The sequence below is a fragment of the Nocardioides sp. BE266 genome, assembly GCF_031457855.1.
GTDB lineage: Bacteria > Actinomycetota > Actinomycetes > Propionibacteriales > Nocardioidaceae > Nocardioides.
In genome coordinates this window covers 158458-181004 of record NZ_JAURTI010000005.1, presented here as the reverse complement: position 1 = coordinate 181004, position 22547 = coordinate 158458, and the positions used below count along the sequence as shown (strand labels likewise).

At 69.0% G+C, this 22547-nt stretch carries 24 protein-coding genes; 6 read left to right on the top strand and 18 right to left on the bottom strand.

Going from position 1 to position 22547, the window contains the following annotated elements; all coding sequences use genetic code 11:
• Positions 1-61: 61 nt before the first annotated feature.
• From J2X46_RS16305 to J2X46_RS16270, 8 genes are all read right to left on the bottom strand, one after another.
• Positions 62-658: a TetR/AcrR family transcriptional regulator gene (locus tag J2X46_RS16305; RefSeq protein WP_310252379.1), complete on the bottom strand. Its 597-nt coding sequence runs from the start codon at positions 656-658 to the stop codon at positions 62-64.
• Between the two features lie 369 nt (positions 659-1027).
• Positions 1028-2113 (bottom strand): MBL fold metallo-hydrolase, encoded by a 1086-nt coding sequence (locus J2X46_RS16300; protein ID WP_310252378.1) that lies wholly within the window; start codon positions 2111-2113, stop codon positions 1028-1030.
• Position 2114: 1 nt separating this feature from the next.
• Positions 2115-2993 carry an alpha/beta hydrolase gene (locus J2X46_RS16295; protein WP_310252376.1) on the bottom strand — a complete coding sequence of 293 codons (879 nt, stop codon included), beginning with the start codon at positions 2991-2993 and terminating at the stop codon, positions 2115-2117.
• A 96-nt stretch (positions 2994-3089) separates the two neighbouring features.
• Entirely contained in the window at positions 3090-4265 is a 1176-nt protein-coding gene (locus J2X46_RS16290) for a thiolase family protein (RefSeq protein ID WP_310252374.1), read from the bottom strand.
• Positions 4262-4537 (bottom strand): hypothetical protein, encoded by a 276-nt coding sequence (locus tag J2X46_RS16285; protein WP_310252372.1) that lies wholly within the window; start codon positions 4535-4537, stop codon positions 4262-4264. The genes J2X46_RS16290 and J2X46_RS16285 overlap by 4 nt, the downstream gene beginning before the upstream one ends.
• A complete protein-coding gene (locus J2X46_RS16280) occupies positions 4534-5310 on the bottom strand; it encodes an enoyl-CoA hydratase-related protein (protein ID WP_310252370.1) in 777 nt (258 codons plus the stop codon). The genes J2X46_RS16285 and J2X46_RS16280 overlap by 4 nt, the downstream gene beginning before the upstream one ends.
• A gap of 4 nt (positions 5311-5314) precedes the next feature.
• Positions 5315-6289, bottom strand: coding sequence for a zinc-binding dehydrogenase (locus J2X46_RS16275; protein ID WP_310252368.1), 975 nt, complete (start codon positions 6287-6289; stop codon positions 5315-5317).
• Positions 6286-7218 carry an LLM class flavin-dependent oxidoreductase gene (locus J2X46_RS16270; protein ID WP_310252365.1) on the bottom strand — a complete coding sequence of 311 codons (933 nt, stop codon included), beginning with the start codon at positions 7216-7218 and terminating at the stop codon, positions 6286-6288. Before J2X46_RS16270 ends, J2X46_RS16275 begins: the two co-directional genes overlap by 4 nt.
• Positions 7219-7342: 124 nt before the next feature.
• Between J2X46_RS16270 and J2X46_RS16265 the strand changes: the two genes are divergently transcribed.
• Positions 7343-8356: an LLM class flavin-dependent oxidoreductase gene (locus J2X46_RS16265; protein ID WP_310252363.1), complete on the top strand. Its 1014-nt coding sequence runs from the start codon at positions 7343-7345 to the stop codon at positions 8354-8356.
• Positions 8353-9108, top strand: a complete 756-nt coding sequence (locus J2X46_RS16260) for an SDR family oxidoreductase (protein WP_310252361.1) — start codon at positions 8353-8355, stop codon at positions 9106-9108. The genes J2X46_RS16265 and J2X46_RS16260 overlap by 4 nt, the downstream gene beginning before the upstream one ends.
• Before the next feature lie 15 nt (positions 9109-9123).
• Here J2X46_RS16260 and J2X46_RS16255 read toward each other — a convergent pair whose 3' ends face one another.
• Positions 9124-9582, bottom strand: a complete 459-nt coding sequence (locus tag J2X46_RS16255) for a MaoC family dehydratase (protein WP_310252360.1) — start codon at positions 9580-9582, stop codon at positions 9124-9126.
• Between the two features lie 127 nt (positions 9583-9709).
• Between J2X46_RS16255 and J2X46_RS16250 the strand changes: the two genes are divergently transcribed.
• Positions 9710-10597 (top strand): NAD(P)-dependent oxidoreductase, encoded by an 888-nt coding sequence (locus J2X46_RS16250; RefSeq protein WP_310252358.1) that lies wholly within the window; start codon positions 9710-9712, stop codon positions 10595-10597.
• Here J2X46_RS16250 and J2X46_RS16245 read toward each other — a convergent pair.
• Together J2X46_RS16245 and J2X46_RS16240 are read right to left on the bottom strand one after the other, a co-directional pair.
• The gene (locus tag J2X46_RS16245; RefSeq protein ID WP_310252356.1) at positions 10569-11615 is read right to left on the bottom strand and encodes an LLM class flavin-dependent oxidoreductase; all 1047 of its coding nucleotides are present in this window, start codon (positions 11613-11615) and stop codon (positions 10569-10571) included. The two genes, J2X46_RS16250 and J2X46_RS16245, sit on opposite strands and share 29 nt — an antisense overlap.
• On the bottom strand, positions 11612-13279 hold the full coding sequence (locus J2X46_RS16240; RefSeq protein ID WP_310252354.1) for an AMP-binding protein: 1668 nt from the start codon (positions 13277-13279) through the stop codon (positions 11612-11614). Before J2X46_RS16240 ends, J2X46_RS16245 begins: the two co-directional genes overlap by 4 nt.
• 122 nt (positions 13280-13401) lie before the next feature.
• Here J2X46_RS16240 and J2X46_RS16235 point away from each other — a divergent pair, with 122 nt between their 5' ends.
• The gene (locus tag J2X46_RS16235) at positions 13402-13926 is read left to right on the top strand and encodes a thioesterase family protein (protein ID WP_310252352.1); all 525 of its coding nucleotides are present in this window, start codon (positions 13402-13404) and stop codon (positions 13924-13926) included.
• Here J2X46_RS16235 and J2X46_RS16230 read toward each other — a convergent pair.
• Complete coding sequence (locus tag J2X46_RS16230) at positions 13913-14665, bottom strand: hotdog fold thioesterase (protein WP_310252351.1); 753 nt, start codon at positions 14663-14665, stop codon at positions 13913-13915. The two genes, J2X46_RS16235 and J2X46_RS16230, sit on opposite strands and share 14 nt — an antisense overlap.
• Positions 14666-14827: 162 nt before the next feature.
• Between J2X46_RS16230 and J2X46_RS16225 the strand changes: the two genes are divergently transcribed.
• Together J2X46_RS16225 and J2X46_RS16220 are read left to right on the top strand one after the other, a co-directional pair.
• Positions 14828-15622, top strand: a complete 795-nt coding sequence (locus tag J2X46_RS16225; RefSeq protein ID WP_310252349.1) for an enoyl-CoA hydratase-related protein — start codon at positions 14828-14830, stop codon at positions 15620-15622.
• A gap of 15 nt (positions 15623-15637) precedes the next feature.
• Positions 15638-16774 carry an acyl-CoA dehydrogenase family protein gene (locus J2X46_RS16220; RefSeq protein ID WP_310252347.1) on the top strand — a complete coding sequence of 379 codons (1137 nt, stop codon included), beginning with the start codon at positions 15638-15640 and terminating at the stop codon, positions 16772-16774.
• Positions 16775-16776: 2 nt separating this feature from the next.
• Here J2X46_RS16220 and J2X46_RS16215 read toward each other — a convergent pair whose 3' ends face one another.
• Genes J2X46_RS16215 through J2X46_RS16190 form a run of 6 tightly spaced genes read right to left on the bottom strand, consistent with a single transcriptional unit; the run spans position 16777 to position 22470 of the window.
• Positions 16777-17520 (bottom strand): SDR family oxidoreductase, encoded by a 744-nt coding sequence (locus J2X46_RS16215; protein WP_310252346.1) that lies wholly within the window; start codon positions 17518-17520, stop codon positions 16777-16779.
• Between the two features lie 9 nt (positions 17521-17529).
• Entirely contained in the window at positions 17530-18552 is a 1023-nt protein-coding gene (locus tag J2X46_RS16210; protein ID WP_310252345.1) for a hypothetical protein, read from the bottom strand.
• The gene (locus J2X46_RS16205; RefSeq protein WP_310252344.1) at positions 18549-19607 is read right to left on the bottom strand and encodes a phosphotransferase family protein; all 1059 of its coding nucleotides are present in this window, start codon (positions 19605-19607) and stop codon (positions 18549-18551) included. The genes J2X46_RS16210 and J2X46_RS16205 overlap by 4 nt, the downstream gene beginning before the upstream one ends.
• Positions 19604-20410: an enoyl-CoA hydratase-related protein gene (locus tag J2X46_RS16200; protein WP_310252342.1), complete on the bottom strand. Its 807-nt coding sequence runs from the start codon at positions 20408-20410 to the stop codon at positions 19604-19606. Before J2X46_RS16200 ends, J2X46_RS16205 begins: the two co-directional genes overlap by 4 nt.
• Positions 20411-20470: 60 nt before the next feature.
• Positions 20471-21283 carry an enoyl-CoA hydratase-related protein gene (locus J2X46_RS16195; protein WP_310252340.1) on the bottom strand — a complete coding sequence of 271 codons (813 nt, stop codon included), beginning with the start codon at positions 21281-21283 and terminating at the stop codon, positions 20471-20473.
• A complete protein-coding gene (locus tag J2X46_RS16190; protein WP_310252339.1) occupies positions 21280-22470 on the bottom strand; it encodes a CaiB/BaiF CoA-transferase family protein in 1191 nt (396 codons plus the stop codon). Before J2X46_RS16190 ends, J2X46_RS16195 begins: the two co-directional genes overlap by 4 nt.
• Between the last annotated feature and the right edge of the window lie 77 nt (positions 22471-22547).

Below are 22547 nucleotides of genomic sequence, written 5' to 3'. Positions count from 1 at the left end.
CGCGCAAGGAAGCCGAGGGTCGCGGACTGTGACGATCTACACCGGTACGTATCGACCGGGTTCATGCAGTCGTGGACAACGTGCGGAGAGCAAGCCCCACGAGGAAGGTCTTCAACTCTTCGTCGTCCATGTGCGACCGGTACTGCAGGGTCGACTGCACCGTTCCAATGGCAGCGTGAACCAGGGCCGCGACAGTCGCGTGCTCTACCTCCGGACGCAGGTCGCAGACCAGCTCCACGAGGCCGTCGACGTATGCGCGCTGCTTCCCGCGCAGGCGCCGAAGGTCGTCCGGAGCCAGGCTCGTCGCCTCCCGGTAGTAGACCTGCGCAAAGCCACGCTCGTCCACGACGAAGTCGACCTGCCGCGCGACGATCTCCTGCAAAGCCTCCAGCGTGTGACCCGACCGCATCAGGATCTCCCGCTGCTCGGACACCAGGCGGTCCATGCACTGGTCGAACAAGCTCACCAGCAGCTGCTGCTTGCTCGGGAAGTGCCAGTACAGCGCGGATGCGGCGACCCCGACCTCCGCGCCGATGTCCGCCATCGAGACGCCGACGTAGCCACGTCTGGCCAGCAGCAGAGCGGCGGCGTCGAGGATCGACTGACGGCGGTTCGGATCGCGCTTCCGCGCCCTCGGGCCGGGGGTGGTCGAGGCCATGACTCGATCCTAGGGAAGGGAGCTCAGCTGTGCTGGCTCAACTGACGGCCCGCTGGGGCTGGCTCTCGCGGCTCGCCGCCACGGCATCGACACACCCCTGGCAGAGTGGGCCTCCCGCAGCATCGAAGGGCACCTCCCAGAGCTTCGGCCACGAGATCGCCAGCTCGCCACACGCGGTCAGGGATGTCCCCATCCGCTTGGCGTGGAACGGGCCGCCCTCTGCAGCGAGTCCCCCATCGCTTGTCGCTCCCACTCGCGCCGCGGGGGCAGTGACGAAGAAGGTCGCGAGCGTGCCGGCTGGGGGGACGATTCCGCGCTGACCGAGCCAGGGGAACTCTCGTCCGGCCGGACGTGACCGACGAGATCGCGTCACTGGGCCTCCTGACTGACGAGCTTTCCTGTCGTTCGGTACGTCATCAGGCCGTCGTCCGCCACCGACTCGACGATGGCCGTGCGGGCGACCAGCACCTCGAGATGCGCGTGCGTCTCGAGGATTGCCATCCCCTTGTTGAAATGGTCCAGCTCGGTGAGGTCGCGCTCGTGCCTGGTCCATGTGAGCTGCCGTGCGACCTGCGCAACCGTCAGCTCACCGGAGCCGATGGCTTCGAGGCATTGGTCCAGCCGATGTTCGTGGTGCTCGAGAAGCTCATCGACCCGTGCGTGCGACGAGGGTGCAATGGGACCGTGCGCGGGTAGCACCTGGAGGTCCGGCAGGGACCGCACCTTGGCGAGAGACCTCATGAAGTCGCCCAGCGGATCCCTGGGCGGCGGGAAGATGAAGCCGATCGACGGTGTGATCGTGGGGAGTACGTGATCTCCAGCGAAAAGTGTGCGAGCGCCGTCGTCGACGAAGACGTAGTGGCCAGGGGTGTGGCCCGGGGTGTGCACGGCCCTGAGCTCGCGGGCGCCTGCATCCACGGGGCCCTCACCCAGCCAGGTGTCCGGATAGCTCCACCACGCTGACGCCTGGTCGGGCGCCGTCGAGTGCTTCGCCCACTGCTCGGCGACCTCGGGCGCACCGCATGCGACGAGGTCCACGACGAACGGCGCCGGGCCAGTCGCGTCGAACTGCTGGAGCGCGTCGATGCCCGGCTTCTCCTCGAGCCCCATCGAGACGTGGATCCCGAGCTCTGTGCCGAGCACCCTCGCCATCGAGTAGTGATCGCGGTGCATGTGGGTGACCAGGAACGAGGTGATGTCCCCGAACCCCGCGTCGAGGAGCCGCAGAGAACGCTCGAAGACCTCGCGAGCCTCGGGGATCGCCCAGCCGCCGTCGATCAGCGTGAGGCCGCGGTCATGCTCGAGGACATAGACGTTCACCGCCCTGAGGCCGTCCATCGGCAGGGGCAGCGGGATGCGATGCAGGCCCGGCGCGACCTCCCACGCGCCCTCGAAGGTCCACAGCTCGCCGGAGTCCTCCGATATGGATCGGCTGGTGGAGCTCGAAGTCGTCACGTCAGGCCGGGAGCACCCGGTCGAGCCAGGCCAGCACGCCGGCCACGACCTCGTCGCGGTTGGACTCGTTGAAGACCTCGTGGCGCGCGCCCGGCCAGGTCACCAGCGTGACGTCCTCCAGACCCGCCTCCTCGTAGCGTCGTACGAGCTCGTTCACGAGCGCCAGACCACCGTTGACAGGGTCCATGTCCCCCACCACGACGTACAGGGGGAGGTCCTCGCGCATCCGTGACACCTGGCTGGGGTCGGCCATCCGGCGGGCGCCGGCGAACATGGCCTTGCCCCCTAGGATGTCGAGCCCGAAGCCGCACCAAGGGTCGGCGATGTAGGCATCGACCTGGGCCTCGTCCCGACTGAGCCAGTCGAACTCGGTGCGCGGCGGGTCGAAGGGAGCGTTGAACGCACTCAAGTCCATCGGCTCGTCGAGGTTCATGGCCGGCTCGAGGAGGTCGATCACCGCCGTGCCGGAGAGCACGACTGCCGTCACGTCATCGCTGTGGTCGAGCAGCCACTGCTGGGTCGCGAAGCTGCCCAAGCTGTGCGCAACCAGTGCCAGCGGGAGGCCGGGGTGATCCTGCTGGGCGACCTCGCCCATGCGCCCGATGTCTGCCACCAGCTCCGACCAGCCGTCGTCACCCAGCATTCCGAACTCCTCGGGCGTGGCGGCTGTGTTCCCGTGGCCGCGGTGGTCGTGGCTGTACACGACGTAGCCGCTCGCGAGCAGTGCTGCCACCAGAGGCTCGTACCGACGCGCGTACTCCCCCACGCCGTGGGCGATCTGTGCGATCGCGCGCGGGTCCCCCTCCGGGTCCCACCGGTAGGCCGCCACCTGCACGCCGCCGGTGCTCTCGAAGTCGACGCGAGTGGGTTCGGCTGTCATGTCTGCTCCCAGCGTTGGCAATGGTCGTACCTTTCGTGGTGATACTCGTCGCCCGTCCGAGCCGAGTCAACGATCCCGGACCGCGGCGTCGACTGGTCAGATGCGTCTGAACAGCGCGGCGAGGGCCTGACCGCCGCCGATGCACATCGTCACCACTCCGAGCTCGCCGTCGGTGCGAGCGAGGTGCTTGGCCATCCGCAACGTGAGGATGGTCCCGGTGGCGCCAACGGGATGTCCCAAGGCGATCGCGCCGCCGTTGGGGTTCGTCGTCGCGGGATCGAGACCAGCGTCGCGGATGACCGCGATGGCTTGCGCTGCGAAGGCCTCATTGCACTCGACGACGTCGAGATCAGCCGGCGTGGTGCCGGTCTTCTCGAAGAGGGCGTTCAGGGCGAGGACCGGGGCGTAGCCCATCAGGTGGGGTTCCATCGCACCTGTGGCAACGGCCTCGAGCCGAACCAACGGCTTCAGTCCCCGTTCTTGCGCTGCGGACTCGGTGGCGAGCACCACAGCTGCTCCCCCGTCGTTGATGCCGGAGGCGTTGCCTGCGGTGACCGTGCCATCGCTCTGGAACGCCGGACGCAGACGTGCCAAGTCGTGGACGGTGGTCGACGGCTTGGGGTGCTCGTCCTTGCTGACGGTGACCGGCTTGCGGGCGCCGTCCTCCACAGGGACGATCTCCTCTGCGAACGCGGCCTGTGCCTCAGGCGTCGCGGCACGACGCTGCGACTCAGCAGCGAACTCGTCCTGCTGCTCGCGCGAGACGCCGTACTTCGATGCGACGTTCTCGGCGGTCACGCCCATGTGGATGCCGTGGAACGGGTCGGTCAGCATCATCACGGTGCCATCAGTCAGCGACCGGTCGCCGAGCCGATATCCACTGCGGGCACCGAAGTCGTAGAAGGGCATGCGGGTCATCGACTCAGCGCCACCGGCGACGGCCAGGTCGAGGTCGTTCCACCGCATCTCCATCGCCGCCGACCAGATCGACTGCAGTCCCGACCCGCAGAGCCGGTTGACGGTGTAGGCCGGAGTCCTGAAGGGCAGCCCGGCAGCGATCGCGACGCGCCGCGCCAGGTAGGCATCCGATCCCACCTGGCCGATGCAGCCCATCACGACTTCTCGGACCTCGTCCCCGGCAACCTGGCTGCGCTCGAGGGCAGCTCTCGTCGCCGCGGCTCCGAGCTCGTGCGCCGGCACGTCCTTGAGCGCCCCGCCGAAGCTACCCACCGGCGTGCGCGCTCCGTCCACGACCACGATCGGCTTGCTCATGCACTTCCCTCCCTGACTGCTACATGCCGAGCCCCCTGCGTACGGGCCCTCCGCTCCTCCGACACCGCCACGAGGCAGGCGCGGCAGTTCTCACCTGCGAAGGGGAACGGGACCTCGAACAGCTTCTTCATCGTGGTCGTGAGCTCCCCGCATGCCGCTGACGTGCCGCCCAGTCGCTTCGCGTGGGCGACCGAGGCCGGCCACAGTCCCGTGCCCTGCTGGCCGGGGCGCGGGTAGGCGACCTTGCAGGCCACGAACCAGTCGATCTTCATCGCATCCGCCATTCCGGTGACCGCTTCTCGCGGAAGGCCGCGACGCCCTCCTTGATGTCCTCCGTGGTGAACGCGAGGGCGAGCTGCGAGCGGAGTGCCGACAGCGCATCCGGGAGGCTCATGTCCCGCGTGGCCTCGATGGCGTCCTTGCCGAGGCGCATGAGGAGCGGGGACTTGGCGGCCACCCTGTGTGCCCACTCGGTGACGGTCTCGTCGAAGTGCTCGGCCGGCACCACCGCATTCACGAACCCCAGCCGCTCGGCCTCGGTGGCGTCGACGAGGTCGCCGAGCATCATCAGCTCGTTGGCCTTCATCCGGTCGATGTTGCGGTAGATCAGGGCGGAGATCATGAAGGGGAACACCCCGACGTTGATCTCCGGACAACCGAAGCGGACGCCTTCCTTGGCGATGACCAGGTCGCAGGCCAGTGCGAGACCGAACGCTCCGGCGAGGACGTCTCCTCCCGCCGCGCAGATCACGGGCTTGCCCATCCCACCGATGAGCTCGTAGAGCTTGGGGAAGCGGTCGAGGCCGGCGTACTTGGTGATCGTCGCGGAGTCCGACGCGAAGGCCTTGAGGTCGCCGCCTGCAGAGAAGACCCGGTCGTGCGACGAGCCGATGACGACGACGCGCACGTCATCGTCGTCGCGCGCCTCGCGCAGGCGCTCGAGCAGGTCGTCGAGCAGCTCATCGCCGAGGGCATTGCGCGTCTCCGGGTTGTCGAGGACGACGAAGGCGGCCCCCTTCTCGTCGACGTCGTAGCGAACTGGCACTGCGTCACACCTCCAGGACGAGCTTGCCGAACGCCTGTCCGCTCTCCAGGCGTTGGTGGGCGGACACGACGTCGTCGAGCGGGAGGACCCGGTCGATGACCGGGGGCGGCACGTCGTGGTCACGAATGAAGGCAAGAAGGTCGGCGAAGTCGGCCGGGCTCCCCATGGTGGTCCCGAGGATCGAATACTGGCCGAAGTAGTACGGACGGACGGCGAGGTCGGCCTGCTCGCCGCGTGAGGCACCGAGGACCACGAGCCGTCCGCCCGGCCTGAGCGCCCGCAGGGACTCGGACCAGGTTCCGACCGAGTCGAGCACGACGTCGAAGCCCCGACCGCCGTTCACCTGGCGAGCTGCTTCCGGCCACCCTTCAGCGTCGTACCGGACTCCCCCGAGGGCGCCGAGACCCTGCGCCTGCTCGATCTTCTCTTCGCTGGAAGAGGTGACGACGACACGGGCGCCCAACGCCGCCGCGAGCGAGACAGCCATCGTGGCGACCCCACCTCCGGCCCCCAGGACCAGCAAGGACTCCCCTGACTGCAGCCCACCGCGGGAGAACAATGCTCTGTAGGTCGTCACGCCGACCAATGGCAGCGCAGCAGCCTCGGCCCAGGAGAGGCCGACGGGCTTCGGAAACACGCACTCGTCGGGTACGGCGACCAGCTCGGCGTAGGTGCCTGGCCTGTGGTCCCCGAGGATCTCCCACGACTCGCCGGGCGCCGACTCGTCGCCGCCCCACCAGAGGGAGGGCAGCACGACGACCTCGTCACCGGTCCCGTCCACGACACCGGCGCCGTCTGCGCCCGGGACGTGCGGAAGTGGCGAGCCGTACTGGCCGCGACGGACGAGCACGTCGTGCCAGTTGAGCGCCGCCGCGCGGAGTCGTACGAGGGTCCACCCGGGTCGGGCTGTCGGATCGGGGACGTCCTCGACCTGCAGCACCTCGGGCCCCCCGTAGGAACGCTGGACTGCAGCCCTCATGCTTGGCGCTGCTCCGTCAGCAGGCGGCGTACCTCGCCGGAAAGCTCGATCGCGGTGTGCACGTCGCTGGAGACCGGGATCAGGGTGATGGTCCGTGCGCCCGCCTCGACATACGGCGTCAGGAACTGCACCACGTCCTCCGGTCGCCCAGCAGCAGTGACGTGCTGGAACTTCTCCGGGGGAAGGTTGTAGAGAGCGGACATGCGCTCACCGAGCTGCGCCCGGGCGGTGGCGGCGTCGTCGCCGAGGCCGACCCACATGTTGAGCCCCGCGAAGGTCGGGGCGCCACGGCCGGCGTCGACGAAGGCCTCGAGGATCTGCTGGTGCGTGGCGCCGTACCGGCGGGCTGAGCACCACATGCCGAGCCAGCCGTCGCCGTAGGCAGCAGTGCGCTTGACCGCGACGTCCCCGGCGCCGCCGATCACGATCGGCACACGTGGCTCGAGCGGCGGCAGGATTCGCGCCGACTTGAGCGAGAAGAACTCACCCTCGTGGTTGATGGCATCACCGCTGGCCAAACGCCTCAGTAGCCCGAGGGTCTCGTCCATCCGGCGACCGCGGGTGGCGGGGTCCACGCCCATGTTGCTGACCTCGGTGCGGTCCTCGCCCGCCACGCCAACACCCAGGGTCAGGCGTCCGGGTGCCAGTGAGCTGAGCGTGGACAGCGACCGAGCCGTCGCCATGGGGTGCCTCAGTCCCGCGAGGTAGACGCCGATGAGCACCTTGAGCGTGTCGTGTGACGCGAGGGCGGTCGTCGCCGCTACGAAGCCATCGAACCCCGTGCCGCCGTGGAAGCTGATGTGGTCCCCCACAGTGAGGTGGTCGAGCCCAACCTCGCCCATGTGCGACAGGAGCGCACGTCGCGCACCCGGGTCGGGGTTGAAGAGCTCGTCGTTGACGGCGATTCCCAGCTGCAGGGTGTTGTCCACCGTCGCATCGTGCCTGCATCGACGACACCTGGCCACGGTTTGGCCTGACCAAAACTGGTGACCTCTCCAGCGCAGCCGCCACACGTTGCTTGCCGGAGACCTCGACGCCCTCGATGCTGAGCCCGTGACGACCAGAGGAATCACCGTTCTCGCCGGAGGTCTGAAGGACACCCGGGACATCACCGTCCGCGCCGAGCAGGCGGGCTTCGACGCCGCCTGGTCGGGCGAGTTCCTGAACCGGTCGGCGGTGGTGTCGGTCGCGGCCATGGCGGCCGCCACGTCCCGCATCGGTGTGGGATCGGCCATCGCCTATGCCGTCGGGCGCTCCCCGCTCGTCCTCGCCAACGACGCCCGCTTCCTCGACGAGCTCAGCGAGGGACGCTTCACCCTCGGCCTCGGCACCGGCACCCGCGGCATGATGGTCGGCTGGCACGGTGTCACCGATCCGGACGGTCCGGCGACTCGGATGGAGGAGCTGATCCCCCTCTTGCGCCGGCTGTGGCACCTGCACGAGGAGCCGGTCCAGCACGAAGGTCGCTTCTACTCCTGCAACATCACGCCCACCGCCGACATCGAACCGCCGTTCCGACCAGACATCCCGATCTACACCGCCGGGGTGAACGCCAGGATGATCGAGGTGGCGGGCCGCGTCTCCAACGGGCTCATCTGCCACCCCACGATCACGGACACCTACCTCGACGAGGTCGCCCGCCCCGCCATCGAGCAGGGCGCGACCAAGACCGGACGCTCGGCCTCGGACGTCGCCCTCAAGGGCGTCATCATCACCGCGATCGCCGACAACGCCGAGCAGGCCCGCCGGGAGGCTGCAGCCCAGATCGCCTTCTACGTCGCCCCTAAGGCCTACACGCCCGTCATGGAAGCCTCCGGCTTCGGCGCCGAGACGGAGGCGATCCAGTCGGCCTTCCGGGCCAAGGACCACGACGCGATGGTCGCCGCCGTGTCGGACAGGATGCTCGACGAGATGGCGGCCGCCGGCACGCCGGACGACGTGCGCGACCAGGTCGCCCGCCTCGAGAAGCGCTACGACCACGCTGCTCTCTACTCCCCCAGCTTCACCCTCAGCCCCGAGCGCGTGGACGAGAACACGACCGCGATCATCGAGACCTTCGCGCGGTGAGCACCGGGCTCGCGGGCACCGTCGCTCTCGTCACGGGTGCGACGAGCGGCATCGGCTATGCCACCGCCGTCGCGCTGGCGGATCGTGGCGCGTCGGTGGTGGCCGCCGGCCGCCGCGGTGACCGCCTCGACGAGCTCGTCGCGAGGATCGGCGGAACGACGTGCGTGGCGGCCCGCGCAGACATCACGGTGCGGGCAGATGCCGAGCAGGCCGTGTCGCTCGCGGTCGACCGATTCGGCCGACTCGACACGGTGGTCAACAGCGCTGGGGTGATGCTGAACGGCCCGAGCCTCGAGGCCGACGTCGAGGACTGGGAGGCCATGGTCGACCTCAACCTCAAGGGCCTGATGTACGTGACGAAGGCGTCATTGCCCCATCTCGTGGCGTCGGCGGCCGAGGGGCCCAGGGGCGTGGCAGACATCGTCAACGTCTCGTCCATCGCAGGTCGCTTCGCCAACCGCAACGTGGCGATCTACAACGCCACGAAGTTCGGTGTCACGGCGGCCTCCGAGTCATGGCGCCAGGAGTTCTCACCGCTCGGAGTCCGCGTGTCGGTGGTGGAGCCGGGTGTCGTTGACACCGAGCTGTTCGGCCACCAACGTGAGTCTGTCCAGGAGCACTACGACCGGCTGTTCGCCGAGGTCGAGCGCCTGCACCCCGGCGATGTCGCCGACGTGATCGCCTACATCATCGACGCGCCACGCAGGGTGGCGGTCGCTGAGGTGGTGGTCCGACCGACGGATCAGGCCTGAAGCTCGAGCGGACACTCAGGCCACGGGGTAGGTGACGTAGATCGACTCGCCCACCATCGCAGGGCGCTCCTCTCCCATGATCTCGATACGTAGCGCCACGCGGTACTGCACTCCGCCGTCGTCGCGCATCGTCGCCTGCGTGACGGTGGCGGCCAGGCGCACCTCAGCGCCGACCGGCACTGCCGACGTGAAACGCACCTTCTCCAGGCCGTAGTTGGCGCCACGACCGTGGTCCGTGATCACCATCAGCTGCTTCAGCAGGAACGGGACCAAGGACAGCGTCAGGTAGCCGTGCGCGATGGTCCCGCCGAACGGACCGTCTGCGGCGCGTTCCTCGTCGACGTGGATCCACTGGTGATCACTGGTGGCGTCGGCGAACGTGTTCACCCGGTCCTGCGTCATCTCCAACCAGGGCGTGGCACCCAGATCGAGGTCGTGGACCTGGGACAACTCGGCAACCGTGATCTCCAACATGGTGGACAGCCTGAGGCATGCTCCACCCCGGCGTCGCGACACCTCGACTGCGCTCACTGTGGATGCCCACACCTTGCTGGTCGAAGGCGCCGTCCCGTTCCCGAGGCACCGGGCTAGTTTCGACGGCATGCGGGTGGGGTGGATCGGCCTCGGGGAGATCGGCATGCCGATGGCTGAGCGACTCGGCGCCGACCACGAGCTCGTCGTCTGGAACCGGACGCCGGAGCGGATGGCCGGATTGGCCGCGGCCGGTGCCGGCACGGCAGGCTCGGCGGTTGAGCTCGCGGAACGGGTCGAGGTCGTGCTCACGTGCATCGACACGCCGGAGGGTCTGGACGAGGTCCTCTTCGGGGACCGCGGCATTGCCTCCGCGGCCCGTCCGCCCCGGCTCGTGATCGACCACTCGACGATGCATCCGGCCGTCTCCTGCGACCAGGCCAACCGGCTCGCCGAGGCGGGCATGGCGTTCGTCGATGCTCCCGTGTCCGGCGGGCCCCGCGGGGCGCGAGCGGGCACGCTCGCACTCTTCGTGGGCGGCATGACCGCGGACGTGGAGGTCGTGCGTCAGGTCGCGTCGTCCTACGCCGGGCGCATCACGCACCTCGGTCCGCTCGGCTCGGGTCAGGTCGGCAAGCTCTGCAACCAGGTCGTCAACTTCGCGACCATGGCGGCCATTGCGGAGGCAACCGCGCTGGGGGCGGCGTTCGGACTCGACGACGCGTTGCTCCCCGAGGCCATGTCGGGCGGCCTGGCGGACTCGCACATGCTGCAGGAGTACGCCAGGGGTCGCTCCGCAGGTGAGTCCACGAACATCACCGGGATCATCACCGGACTGCGTGGCATGTTGCTGGGCGATGACGACACACTGTCGGGAGGCCGCGTCGACATCCTCCTCAAGGACCTGGGTGCCGCCCTCGAGGTCGCCCGCGAGGTCGGGTCCCCCGCCCCATTGTCAGGTCTCCTCGACGGGCTCTACCGGATGCTTCTCAACGAGCAGCCGACTCGACCTCAGTGAGGATCGACCAGGCGTCGGTCTCCGCCTGCACCGGGTCCACGCCCCACGGCACCCCCGTCAGAGACAGGTGGTCGTAGTCGACCGCGTGCTCGGCGACCCGGGACACAAGCTCGCCGGGCCGACACACCACGCCGATCGCGTCGATCGCCGCGTCGGGAACCGCCGCAACCATCGCGTCCACGTCGCGCTCGCGGGCCGCCTCACGGATCCTGGCCTGGTCCGCGCCCCACCCGTGGAGCTCGAAAAGACGGTCGTAGACCTTCGACGCGGCGTACTGCGCGATGGCGTAGGCGAGCTGGCGGCGACCGAGCTCGACGTCGTGGGTGACCTTGCACATCAAGATGCCCATCATCGTGAGGTCACCCGGCGAGCGCCCTTCTGCGGCGGCAGCGGCGTCGACAGCCGGCCGTACGACCTCGCGCACGTAGTCGCCCGTGTACATCGGATGGCCGATGAGGCCGTCGGCCGACCTCCCGGCCACCGCGACCATGCGCGGGTTGACGCCGGCGATCCAGATCGGCAGGTGCTCCTGCAACGGAGGAGGCGTGTCCGTGGTCGGCTTGAGGTGGACGCGGTAGAAACGTCCCTCGTGGTCGACGGGCCCTTGATCCAGCCGCCACAGCTTCCGGATCACCTCGATGAGCTCTGCCATCCGTTCGGCGGGCGCCGTCCCGTCCACCCCGTGCCAGTTCTCCATCATCCCGCTGGTGCCGTTGCCCAGCCCGAGACGGAGCCTCCCGCCGGACATCTCGTCGAGGTCGCGTGCCTCGGCCGCCCAGATCAGGGGTGAACGTCCCACTCCGTAGGCGATGTTGGATCCGATGCGGACCCGCTTGGAGGCGAGGGCGAAGTTGGCCATCGCGATCGTGGCGGATCTGTTGTACAGCTCGCCCGTCCACACTCCGTCGAACCCGGCGGCGTCCGCGCGGGCGACGAGCTCGGCTGCCCGGCGGAACCGCTCGGTCCCCCGGCCCGAGCTCGCGACGTTGAGCCCCAGACTGGCCGTGATCCCGCTCATGCGCCGATCCCCTCGATTCCTGCGCTCACCCGTGCCCGGAGCTCGCCCTTCTGCACCTTGCCCATGGCACTCAGTGGCAGCGCGTCGACGACCTCCAGCCGCTCCGGCAGCTTCTGCCGCGATATCCCGCGCTCGGCCTCGAGGAAGCTGGTCAACGCCGCCAGGGTGACCGCAGTTCCCGGCTCCGGTACGACGAAGGCGCAGGCCCGTTCGCCGAGGCGGTCGTCGGGCATTCCGACCACTGCCACGTCCCGGACGAGAGGCGAGGCGAGCAGGTGCTCCTCGACCTCCCTGGCGCTGATGTTGACCCCGCCGCGGATGATGATGTCCTTGAGTCGGCCGGTGATGCGGATGTAGCCGTCGGCATCCATCTCGGCCAGATCACCGGCGAGGGAGAACCCGTCCGCGGTGAGCATGCTCGACGTCAGGTCGGGTTGGTTGAGGTAGCCGAGCATGTGCCCAGGACCTCGGTAGCCCACATCACCGGGTCCACGATCGGTGCGCGCGCCGTCCTGGTCGAAGAGCGCGACAGTCACGCCGTCGGGCGGCTGTCCGTCTGAGGTCAGCGACTTCTCCGGGGGGCTCCCGACCGGACAGTTGGTGGTCAGCTGGTTCTCGCTCCGCCCGTACTGGCTGAGGATCTCGCAGTCCGGCATCGCCACACGGGCCGCTTCGATCGACGGCGCCGGCACGGTCGTTCCCGATGCGACCCACAGGCGCATGCTGGACAGGTCTCCACCGTTCATGCTCTGGGCAGCAACCGTGGTGGTCAGGAAGGTCGTGGCAGTGACGGTGGTCGTGCATCCGCGGTCCTGGATCATCCGGACTGCTGCGCCCGGGTCCCATCGCTCCATCAGCGCTGTGCTGGCTCCGACGCGCAGGGGCACCAGGAAGTGGTTGAGGTAGCCGTTGCTGTGCACGACGGGGGTCGGACCGAAGGCGATGTCGCTCCGCGTCCAGCCGTGGGTGCGCTCGATCGCGCGGACGCTGAAACCGATCGTGTTGTACGTGTGGAAGCACCCCTTGGGCCTCGACTCCGTACCCGACGTGTGGATGATCACGTGGCCGTCATCGGCCGAGGGCAACAGGCCGAGCACGTCGACTCCGGGTGCGTCGACGCCGAGCTGGGGTTGGGACATCGCATCGAGCCGATGATCTCCGTCGTCGCTGCGGGCCAGGACGACGGTCTCGAGCGCGCCCGGCTCGACGACCAGGTCATGGAGCAGGGCGGCGTGGTCGAAGCCACGGTAGGAACCAGTCGCGATAGCGAGCCGCGCACCCGTGTTGTCCACGAGGTGGCGCAGCTCGTCGATCCTGTACGTCATCATCGCCGGCACGAGGATGCCCCCGATGCGCGTCACCGCGGCCATCGAGATCAGGAGCTCGGGCCAGTTGGGCAGCTGCACCACGACCCGGTCCCCAGCCGCGACCCCCAGACGGCGCAGGCTCAGCGCCAGCCGCCACGCCTGACCGCGCAGGTCTCCGAACGTGAGATCACCGGTGGGGTCTTGCACGAAGACCTCTTCACCTCGTGTCGACGCCCAGTGCTCGAGCTGGGACGACGGGGTCTCATCTCGCCAGAAGCCTCGTCGACGGAACTCCGCGACCTGCTCATTGCTGTAGAAGTCCTCGACCTGCGGCAGCGTGATCTCGTGGTCCGGCACCGGGCCAGACGACCACCGGTGTCGCACGCCGTAAAGACACGGCCAACCAGCCGGTGTCGAGCCCCACATCGGCGTGGTCACCGGCGCGGGACGCAGCCGACGGACCCTCCTAGGGTGCGGACATGAGCCCCATCGCGCCGCCTGCCTACGTCGACGTCGAAAGGTTGCCCGCCTTGCTCGAGGGCACGGTCGAGCCTGGCTTCATCGACCTCAACGGTCACATGAACATCCGCCACTACCTCGATGCCGGGGCCCAGAGCGCGGACATCATCTGCCGACGCATCGGCATCGACGACGACTACCGGGCCCGACGCCGCCTGGGGGTGTTCACCGCCGAGCACCACATCTCCTACTTCACCGAGATGCACGAAGGTGACCGGTTCACGGTGCACACGCTGTGGATCGACCGTTCGGAGCGCGCCGGCCACTTGGTGGCCATGGTCCTGGACCGCACCGACGAAGTCCTGTCCTGCGTCGTCGAGATCGCGCTCGTGCACGTCGGCATGGACTCACGCCGGCCCGCACCGTTTCCTGCAGACATCGCCGCAGTGATCGACTCCTGGATCGACGATGCTCGTCGCGTGAACTGGGACCTCCCACTGAGCGGAGCCATGGGAATCCGGCGGCCGGACGCTACTGCGCGCTGACGCGGGCTGACGCGCAGAGCCGCCCGTCAACCAGCATGGACACCTCGGACACCTGCAGGCTCCGCGCGGTGAACGTGGGACGCACGACGACCTCTGCAACTGATCCGAGCGGAGCCGGCCTCGTGTGCACCACGTGGATCGAGCTGGTGGCCAAGGTCGACCCGGCTGCGACTCGTGCGGCGGTGGCAGCGAGCTCGCACACGGCAAAGGACACGCCACCGTGCAGGAAGCCACGTGGGTTGACGTGCTGCTCGTCCACCACCAGCCGCGCGCCCGTCCGCTGCAGCTCGACCCCGAGCAGAGCGGCAAGGTCTCCGGACGGCCCCGCCGGCACATCGGCTGGCCGACGCTCGGCCCCCGCCGGGTCGAAGTCGATGCGTCGGCCGCGCTGCCTGGTCGATGCCACGAGCCTGCCCTGTGCGTCGGCGACGCCGCCCACGGCGAAGGAGCCGTGCTGCAGGCTGGTGCCGTCGGCGAACAGGCGACCGTCGCTCGGCAGCGCCCCCACCACGTCGAGCCACAGCTCGGTGCTGATGGACCAGGCGTCCGGTCCGAGCCCGGCCATCACGGCGTACCCCAGGACCTCGTCGATGAGCACGCCGAGCCCGCCCACCGCCGTGCGACCGTCGGGGCCGATGAGGTGCGGCCCCACCGCCATGTCGGCGGCCAGCCGCCATCCGTCCTGGGTCGGCGGCGTGATCCCGAGTCGTGCCCCCGGCGCATCATGGACGACCCGCACGCTGGAGGGTTCGACAGTGTGTGAGACAGGGGACGGCGCGTGCTGGTCGGGCATCGAAGCTGCTCCTCGATCGGGCTTGTAAACGATCGTTCCGCACACTAACGTCTTCAATGGTCAGGCCAAATGTTCTGGCGCCCATCGCCGAGAGGATCGCAGGTTCACATGGACGAGTTCACCGATGTCACGTACGAGGTCGAGAACGGTCTCGCATGGATCACCATCAACCGTCCCGAGCGCTACAACGCCTTCCGCGCGCGCACCGTCGACGAACTGGTGCTGAGCTTCAAGCGCGCCTGGGCCAGCGACGAGGTCGGGACCATCTGCCTGACCGGCGCCGGCGAGAAGGCGTTCTGCTCCGGCGGCGACCAGAAGCAGCGCATGGAGACCGGCGACTACGGCCCGTCCGTCAGTGGGCTGTTCGAGGTCGAAGCACTGCACCGCGTGATGCGCGACGTCCCGAAGCCGGTGATCGCGGCGGTCAACGGCATCGCGATCGGCGGCGGCCACGTGCTGCACGTCCTCGCCGACCTCACCATCGCGGCGGACACCGCCACCTTCGGCCAGAACGGTCCCCGCGTGGGCAGCTTCGATGCCGGCCTCGGTTCGGGCTACCTCGCCCGCGTCGTGGGCGAGAAGCGGGCCCGGGAGATCTGGTTCATGCTGCGGCGCCTGTCTGCCGAAGAGGCGCTGGACTGGGGGCTGGTCAACAAGGTCGTGCCGGCGGCGGAGCTGAAGTCGGCCGTGCGCGAGTGGGCGGACACCATGAACTCCTACTCCCCCACCGCGCTCAAGGTGCTCAAGCAGTCGTTCAACACCGACACCGAGCACCTGATCTCGATCGGCAACATGGCTTACACCACGCTGAAGATGTTCGGCGAGACCGCTGAGTCGAAGGAGGGCATCACCGCCTTCAACGAGAAGCGCCAGCCCGACTTCTCCGCCTACCGCGGCAACTGACGGACAGTGGCGGCCATGAGGCTCGACGCAGACCGTCGCGAGTTCGCTGCAGCCATCGCCGACTTCGCGGCCCGCGAGTGCGGTACGAAGGCCCAGCTCGACGAGCTGACGCTCGACGACACCCGGGCGCACAGCCCGGAGATCCTCGCCAAGCTCTCCGAACTCGGCTGGCTGGGTGTCTCGCTCCCGGAGGAGTACGGCGGAGGCGGGGCGGGGTTCGTCGACGAGTGCGTCTTCATCGAGGAGGCCCACCGGGGTCTGCTGCCCGGCCTGCTGGCGTACACGACGGGCCTCACGGCCGCCCAGACCTACTTGAAGTGGGGCAACGAGGAGCAGAAGAAGCTCATCTGCTCCAACCTCGCAGCTGGGCGGACCGAGGCCATCGCCCTGTCGGAGCCGGGCACCGGCTCCGACCTGGGCGCGGTCCGCACCAAGGCCGTCCGCGACGGTGACGCCTACGTGCTCGACGGGCAGAAGACCTGGATCTCGGTCGCGCACATCGCCGAGCACATGCTGGTGCTGGCGCGCGAGGACTCCTCCGGACCGAAGCACAGCGGCCTCACGCTGCTCATGGTGCCGACCGACACCCCGGGGATCGAGATGCGCGAGGTGCGGACCATGGAGGCTCGCACCTGCAACGACGTGTTCTTCACCGGCGCGCGTGTGCCGGTGGCCAACGTCGTCGGCACCGCAGGACAGGGCTGGAAGCAGCTGATGCGGGGATTGAGCGTCGAGCGCATGATCATCGCCGCCTTCTCGGTCGGGGCCGCTCAGCGCTCCCTCGACGACGCGGTGGCCTACATGAAGCAGCGCGACGCGTTCGGGCAGCCGATCAGTGACTTCCAGGCCCTGCGCCACCGCGTGGCCGACCTTGCCACCGACATCGCCACGACGCGTTCGTTCGTCTACGACGTCGCCCAGGCGATCGACGACGGTCACGAGGACGGCCTCGCAGCCGAGTCCGCGATGGCCAAGATGCGGGCGACGGAGGTGGCCAAGAACGCCGCCCTCGAGGGGATGCAGCTGATGGGCGGAGCCGGTTACGCCAGGGAGTACGGCATGGAGTTCCAGGTCCGCCGAGCGCTGGCCCCGCCGATCTTCGGCGGCACGAACGAGATCCAGCGCGAGATCATCGCGAAGTCCCTGTTCTGACCTCAGGCCCAGATGGGACCCGGTCGCCCGCCGTCGAGGCTGATGACCGAGCCGTTGGCGACGGCGGCGAGGGGTGAGGCCAGGAAGCAGACAAATGCGGCGACATCGTCCGCTGTCACCATACGCGCGAGCCCGTTCTGGGAGGCCTGCTCGAGGTATGCCGGGTCGTCAGCGACGCGCTCGGTGACGGTGAGACCGGGATGGACGCACGTGACACTCACGCCTTGGGGTCCGAGCTCATCGGCGAGGTTCTTCGTGATCGCGACGACCGCGATGTTGCGCACCGATCCCGTGATCGACCCGGTCGCGCGAGCGTTCATGCCGCTGACGTTGACCACGCGACCGCCACCGTCGAGCAGGTACGGCGCAGCCGCGCGCACCACGCGCACGTAGCCAAGCGCCTTGGTGTCGACCTGCCGCAGGAAGTCCTCGTCGTCGACTCCCTCGAGGCCGGCGACCTGGCTGGGCCGGGCGCGCGGCGCCGCTGCGTTGACGACCACGTCGAGACCGCCGAGCAGGTCGGCAGCCTCCGCCACGGCGGCTCGTACGGCGCCGTCGTCCGTCGTGTCGGCTCGGACGGCGACCGCCCCCGTGATACCGGCGCTGGCCAGGTCGAGGGCTGCGCTGTCACGGCCGAGCAGGGCCACCCGCGCCCCTTCCGCCGCCAGCGCCCGGCCGACCGCGAGGCCGATCCCGCGAGTTCCGCCAGTGACGAGCGCACGGGCGCCGTTGAGGCCGAGGTCCATGCCCCGACCCTAGAGCGTCGGCACGTAGGAGTACGACGACGAGCGCGACAGGGCGAACTCGAAGATCCCCGAACCCGGGACCCCGTCCCACTCAAAACGGGCCAGCCGGTCCGTCAGCGACGAGTCGAGCGTGCGCTGGGACACCGACCCGTCCAGTGGGTAGACCTCGCCCTCGACGTGGTCGACACCCTTGTCCTTGCCGTGGTGCCCCCCATAACCGCCACCGGCCATGTAGCCACCTCCAGCGGTGGCGTCGGTCTGGATGCGGTAGACCGCACCAGACGCAGTGGTGACCTCGACCACGCCCGACCCCAGGTCGAGCTGGTCGTCGAAGACCAGGTCGTGCCGGACGTCCGTGATGTCGTCGAGGTGACCTCCGGACTCCTCGGTGTGCATGACGGCGCCCTCGAGCATGATGCGGCTGCCGTCGCGCCGCTCGACGAGGAGGAAGCCGACCGAGCGGTCCGGGAACTGTGCCTGGTACCAGATGTGCAGGCCTTGTCCCCCGGCCATCGTCCGGACCCCGCGGGAGCGGTCCCGCTGTGAGTACCAGCCGCCGACCTCGGTCGCCGTCCCGTCGATGGTCACCGTGCCCTCGGCAAGGCCGGACTGGAACAGGTGGTCGAAGGACGTGGTGCCTCCGGCGGGATTCGCCACATCGACAGTGCCCGCCCAGTAGGGGGTACGAGCACGCCACGTCAGGTCGAACGTCATGCCCGTCGGGTTATCGGCCAGCCCGATCCGCCACGTGCGGTTGGGCTCGACGACCTCCCACGACAGTGGGCCGCACGAGGACCAGTCCGTGGCGGCGAGCTCGGTGTAGAAGCGCGCGTTGCGCTGCTCCTCGGGCGTCACGAGGATCGCGAACCCGTCGACCGTGCCGCGCACGGGGTGAAGCCCGCAGCCGATGAGGATCGACGGAGCCGTGGCGTCCACGGGGTGGAAGTTGACGACGAAGCGGTCGAAGAACGCCTCAGGCAGACCCGCTGCGTGGGGGGTGACGAGTGCGTCGTGGAAGTCGGTCTGGGTCATCGGTCCTCCGGGGGCGAGGGTGGTGCCGCAGGCAGCCCCGCGACGTGGTGGGCGGCATCGAGGAAGGACTGCACGAGCGCTTGGTCGGCGTAGTAAGGGTCGCCGACGCCGCGCACGGCCCGTCTCCGGCCGTACTCGTAGAGCACCGCGAGCTTCCACAGCGCCAACGCGGTGTACCAGGACAGGTCGGTGAGGTCCGCGCCGGTCCGGGCGGCATACCGCTCGGCCAGCTCGGCGCGCGTGGGCCACCCCTCTTCGAGCATGGCCGTCCCCAGCTCCTCGGTCGGCGTGAACGGGGTTCCCGGCTCCGGAACCGACGACAGGAAGTAGCCGAGATCGAACAGCGGGTCTCCCAGAGTCGCGAGCTCCCAGTCGAGCACTGCCTCGATGGTCCCGGGGTGGTCGGCGGAGAGGACCACGTTGCCGAGCCGGAAGTCGTTGTGGACGATCGACGCGCCGGACTCGGCAGGAACGCGCTCGGCCAGCCAGGAGTCGATCACGGCGAAGTGGGGTGGTGGTGCGCCGGCGTCGTCTGCGACGAGACGTCCCATGCGCTTGAGGTGACGCTCGTTGAAGCCCTCGGGACGACCCATGTCACCGAGGCCGAGACCTCGCCAGTCGACGGCGTGCAGGTCTGCGAGCGTGTCGACCAGTGACTCCCCCACCGACCTCCGCGTTGCAGGGGTGTCCAGCGGAGCGGGCATCTCGGTGGTCACGACCGGGCCCGACGCGAACGACATCACGTAGAGATGCACGTCGATCACCTCGTCCGCCTCCGCCGTCGCGAGGAGTCGCGCGACCGGGACAGCCGTGTCTGCGAGCCCGTCGATCAGGCGCGCCTCGCGCAGCATGTCGTGTGCACCGGGCGGTGTCGGCGGCGGTGGTGGACGACGTACGACGACGCGCGTGCCCGCGTCGTCCTCGACGAGGTACGTCAGGTTGGAGTGCCCGTCCCCGATCCGTCTGGTCGTCACAGGGCCTCGGGTGATCCCCCTGGCCTCGAGGAACGATCCGAGCCGTTCGAGGTCGGCGCTCGACCAGTCCCAGTCGCTCACTCGCCCGTGAACCTCGGCTCGCGCTTCTCCTTGAACGCCGCCAGCGCCTCCGGCATGTCGGTCGTGCGCGACATCAGCGCCTGACCACGGTTCTCGAGCTCGAGTGCGGCGGCGTACGAGGTGATCTCCTGGTTGCGCTGGATCGCGCGCTTCGACATGCGCACGCCTCCGGGCGAGTTGGTCGCGATCAGACGTGCCATGGACACGGCCTCCTCGAAGAGGTCATCGGTCGGCACCATCCGGTTCGCCAGACCGATGGCCACGGCCTCTTCGGCGCCGACGATCCGGGCTGTGTAGCCGATCTCGGCGGCGACTGCCGGCCCGAGCAGTCGCGTCAGGTGGTAGCTGGTGCCGAGCTCCCCGACCGAGAGGCCGACCTTGACGAACGCGGCGCTGAACTTGGCCGCCGGGTCGATGAGCCGGATGTCGGCCGCGAGAGCGAGGGCCATCCCACCACCGGTCGCAGGGCCGTGGATGGCCGCGATGACCGGGAACGGCAGGTGGCGGATCCCCTGGATGCCACCGGTGGCCGTCTCCTGGAACTTCAGGAACTCGCGCACGCCCATCTCGGTGATCCGGTGGATCTCGTCGAGGTCGAAGCCGGCGCAGAACGCGCGCGTGCCCGCCGCGGTGAGGATGAGAGCACGGAGCGGTGCGTCACGGAGCGCGAACGCGGCCTCGCCGTACTCGCTGAACATCCTGATGGTCTGCGAGTTCATCCGATCCGGGCGGTTGATCCGCAGCACCCCGATCGCACCGCCGTTGCCCTCAGCCTCGAGGACCTCGAAGGTCAGGGTCTCCAAGTCTGGAAAGTCGATCCCGGAAGCGTGCGTGGCTGGTGTGTCGACCATGGTCATCGGCTCTCACTCTCCCTTGAACACGGGTGCACGCTTCTCCTTGAAGGCCGCCAAGGCCTCGGGCATGTCGCTGCTGCGGGTCAGGAGAGCCTGTCCCCTGTTCTCCAGTTCGATGGCTGCAGCGAACGAGCCGACCTCCATGTTGGCCTGAAGGGCGCGCTTGGACAGCTGCACACCTCCTGGACTGTTGGACGAGATCTGCGCGGCCAGATCGAGCGCCTGCGCGAGTAGCTCACTTGGGTCGACGACTCGGTTGACGAGCCGGATGTGGGCCGCCTCGTCGGCGTCGACCATGCGGCCGGTGAACCCGAGGTCGCTCGCAACTGCAGGCCCGCACAGCCGCGACAGGAGCCACGACGTGCCGAGGTCGCCCGACGACAAGCCGATCTTCACGAAGGCGGTGTTGAACTTCGCCTCGGGAGCGGCCAGGCGGATGTCGCAGGCCAAGGCCAGCGCCAGGCCGCCACCCGTCGCAGCACCGTTGACCGCGGCGATGGTCGGGTGTCGCACGGTTCGGACGGCCAGAAGGGCGCGGGCTGCCCGCTCCTGCTGACTCAGCATGCCCATGGCGCCGAGGCCTGCGAGGAGGTCGGCGTCGGCAAGGTCGTACCCGGCGCAGAATGCGCGACCGGCACCCGTGAGCACGATGGCCCGGCAGCCGTCCTCGTCGTTGAGGTCGATCGCCATGCGCTCGAGCTCGTCGAACATGGTGTTGGTCATCGCGTTGTAGCGGTCCGGTCGGTTCAGCGTGACCACCACGACGCCGGGCGCCGACTCCTCCAGGATCAGCGTCTCGTAGGACCTGTCGAGCGCCTTCACACGTGTTCTCCTTCTGTCTGCCGGATCGCGCCGTCGCGCTCCAACTCGGTGATCCGGGTGGGCTCCACGCCCCACGCAGCCAGCACCTCGCGGGTGTGCTCGCCGGGGACGGGCGGCGGACGGTCGACCGACGCGGGAGTCCTGCTGAATCGCGGCGCGGGGGCAGGCTGGACGACGCCACCCACGTCGACGAACGACCTCCTCGCGACGTTGTGCTCGTCCGCGATCGCTTCGTCGGGGTCGAGCACCGGGGTCAGCGTGCTCTCGCGCCCGGCGGCCAGGCCGAGCCACTCTTCGCGGGTGCGGGTCCTGATGGCGTCCGCGAAGACCTTCTTCGTCATCGGCCAGGTAGCAGGGTCGTTGCGGTCCGGGAGGTCGGCGGTGTCGATGCCGAGGACGTCGACGAGCTCGTCGTAGAACCTCTGCTCCATGCCGGCGATGGCGACGAACTTGCCGTCAGCGGTCTCGTAGGCGTCGTAGAACGGCGCTCCAGTGTCCACGATGTTGGTGCCGCGTTCGTGCGACCACGCGCCCGTCGACCAGTATCCGTAGAACGCCGCCCCGAGGAGTGCGGAGCCGTCGCACATCGCCGCGTCGATGACCTGACCGCGTCCGGAGGTGCGCGCTTCCCATGCCGCGGCGAGGATCCCGAGCGCCAGCAGCATTCCGCCTCCCCCGAAGTCGCCCACGAGGCTCAACGGCGCTGTCGGGGCCTGACCCTCACGACCGAGAAGGGAGAGCACACCGCTGTGGGCGACGTAGTTGATGTCGTGCCCGACGACCTGGGACATCGGGCCGTCCTGGCCGAACCCGGTCATCCGGCCGTAGATCAGGCGTGGGTTGCGCGCCAGACAGACGTCCGGGCCGATGCCGAGGCGCTCGGCCACCCCGGGGCGAAAACCCTCGATGAGCGCGTCGGCGCCCTCGACGAGGTCGAGCACGAGGTCGCGACCGTCGGGGTGCTTGAGGTCCACTGCCACGGACTGGCGTCCACGGTGCAGCACCTCGGTGCGGAAGTCAGCGCTCGGACCGACCAGCGCCGACCCAGCAGCGCGGTCGACGCGGATCACGTCCGCACCCAGGTCGGCCAGCACCATGGCGCAGAACGGCCCCGGACCCAGTCCGGCGATCTCGACGACCTTCATGCCGGCGAGCGGGCCGGTGAATGAGCGTGCAGGTTGCGTCACATCACACCTCCGATGCGAGCCTAAGCGACCTGCCAATGGTCAGGCCAATACGTCGAAGCAGTCGCACTGGTGACCTC

What these genes read in the sequence shown, in the direction of transcription:
- J2X46_RS16305 (WP_310252379.1), bottom strand. Translation starts at nt 658, where the DNA reads ATGGCCTCGACCACCCCCGGCCCGAGGGCGCGGAAGCGCGATCCGAAC.
- J2X46_RS16295 (WP_310252376.1), bottom strand. Translation starts at nt 2,993, where the DNA reads ATGACAGCCGAACCCACTCGCGTCGACTTCGAGAGCACCGGCGGCGTG.
- J2X46_RS16290 (WP_310252374.1), bottom strand. Translation starts at nt 4,265, where the DNA reads ATGAGCAAGCCGATCGTGGTCGTGGACGGAGCGCGCACGCCGGTGGGT.
- J2X46_RS16285 (WP_310252372.1), bottom strand. Translation starts at nt 4,537, where the DNA reads ATGAAGATCGACTGGTTCGTGGCCTGCAAGGTCGCCTACCCGCGCCCC.
- J2X46_RS16275 (WP_310252368.1), bottom strand. Translation starts at nt 6,289, where the DNA reads ATGAGGGCTGCAGTCCAGCGTTCCTACGGGGGGCCCGAGGTGCTGCAG.
- J2X46_RS16255 (WP_310252360.1), bottom strand. Translation starts at nt 9,582, where the DNA reads ATGTTGGAGATCACGGTTGCCGAGTTGTCCCAGGTCCACGACCTCGAT.
- J2X46_RS16250 (WP_310252358.1), top strand. Translation starts at nt 9,710, where the DNA reads ATGCGGGTGGGGTGGATCGGCCTCGGGGAGATCGGCATGCCGATGGCT.
- J2X46_RS16245 (WP_310252356.1), bottom strand. Translation starts at nt 11,615, where the DNA reads ATGAGCGGGATCACGGCCAGTCTGGGGCTCAACGTCGCGAGCTCGGGC.
- J2X46_RS16235 (WP_310252352.1), top strand. Translation starts at nt 13,402, where the DNA reads ATGAGCCCCATCGCGCCGCCTGCCTACGTCGACGTCGAAAGGTTGCCC.
- J2X46_RS16225 (WP_310252349.1), top strand. Translation starts at nt 14,828, where the DNA reads ATGGACGAGTTCACCGATGTCACGTACGAGGTCGAGAACGGTCTCGCA.
- J2X46_RS16220 (WP_310252347.1), top strand. Translation starts at nt 15,638, where the DNA reads ATGAGGCTCGACGCAGACCGTCGCGAGTTCGCTGCAGCCATCGCCGAC.
- J2X46_RS16215 (WP_310252346.1), bottom strand. Translation starts at nt 17,520, where the DNA reads ATGGACCTCGGCCTCAACGGCGCCCGTGCGCTCGTCACTGGCGGAACT.
- J2X46_RS16210 (WP_310252345.1), bottom strand. Translation starts at nt 18,552, where the DNA reads ATGACCCAGACCGACTTCCACGACGCACTCGTCACCCCCCACGCAGCG.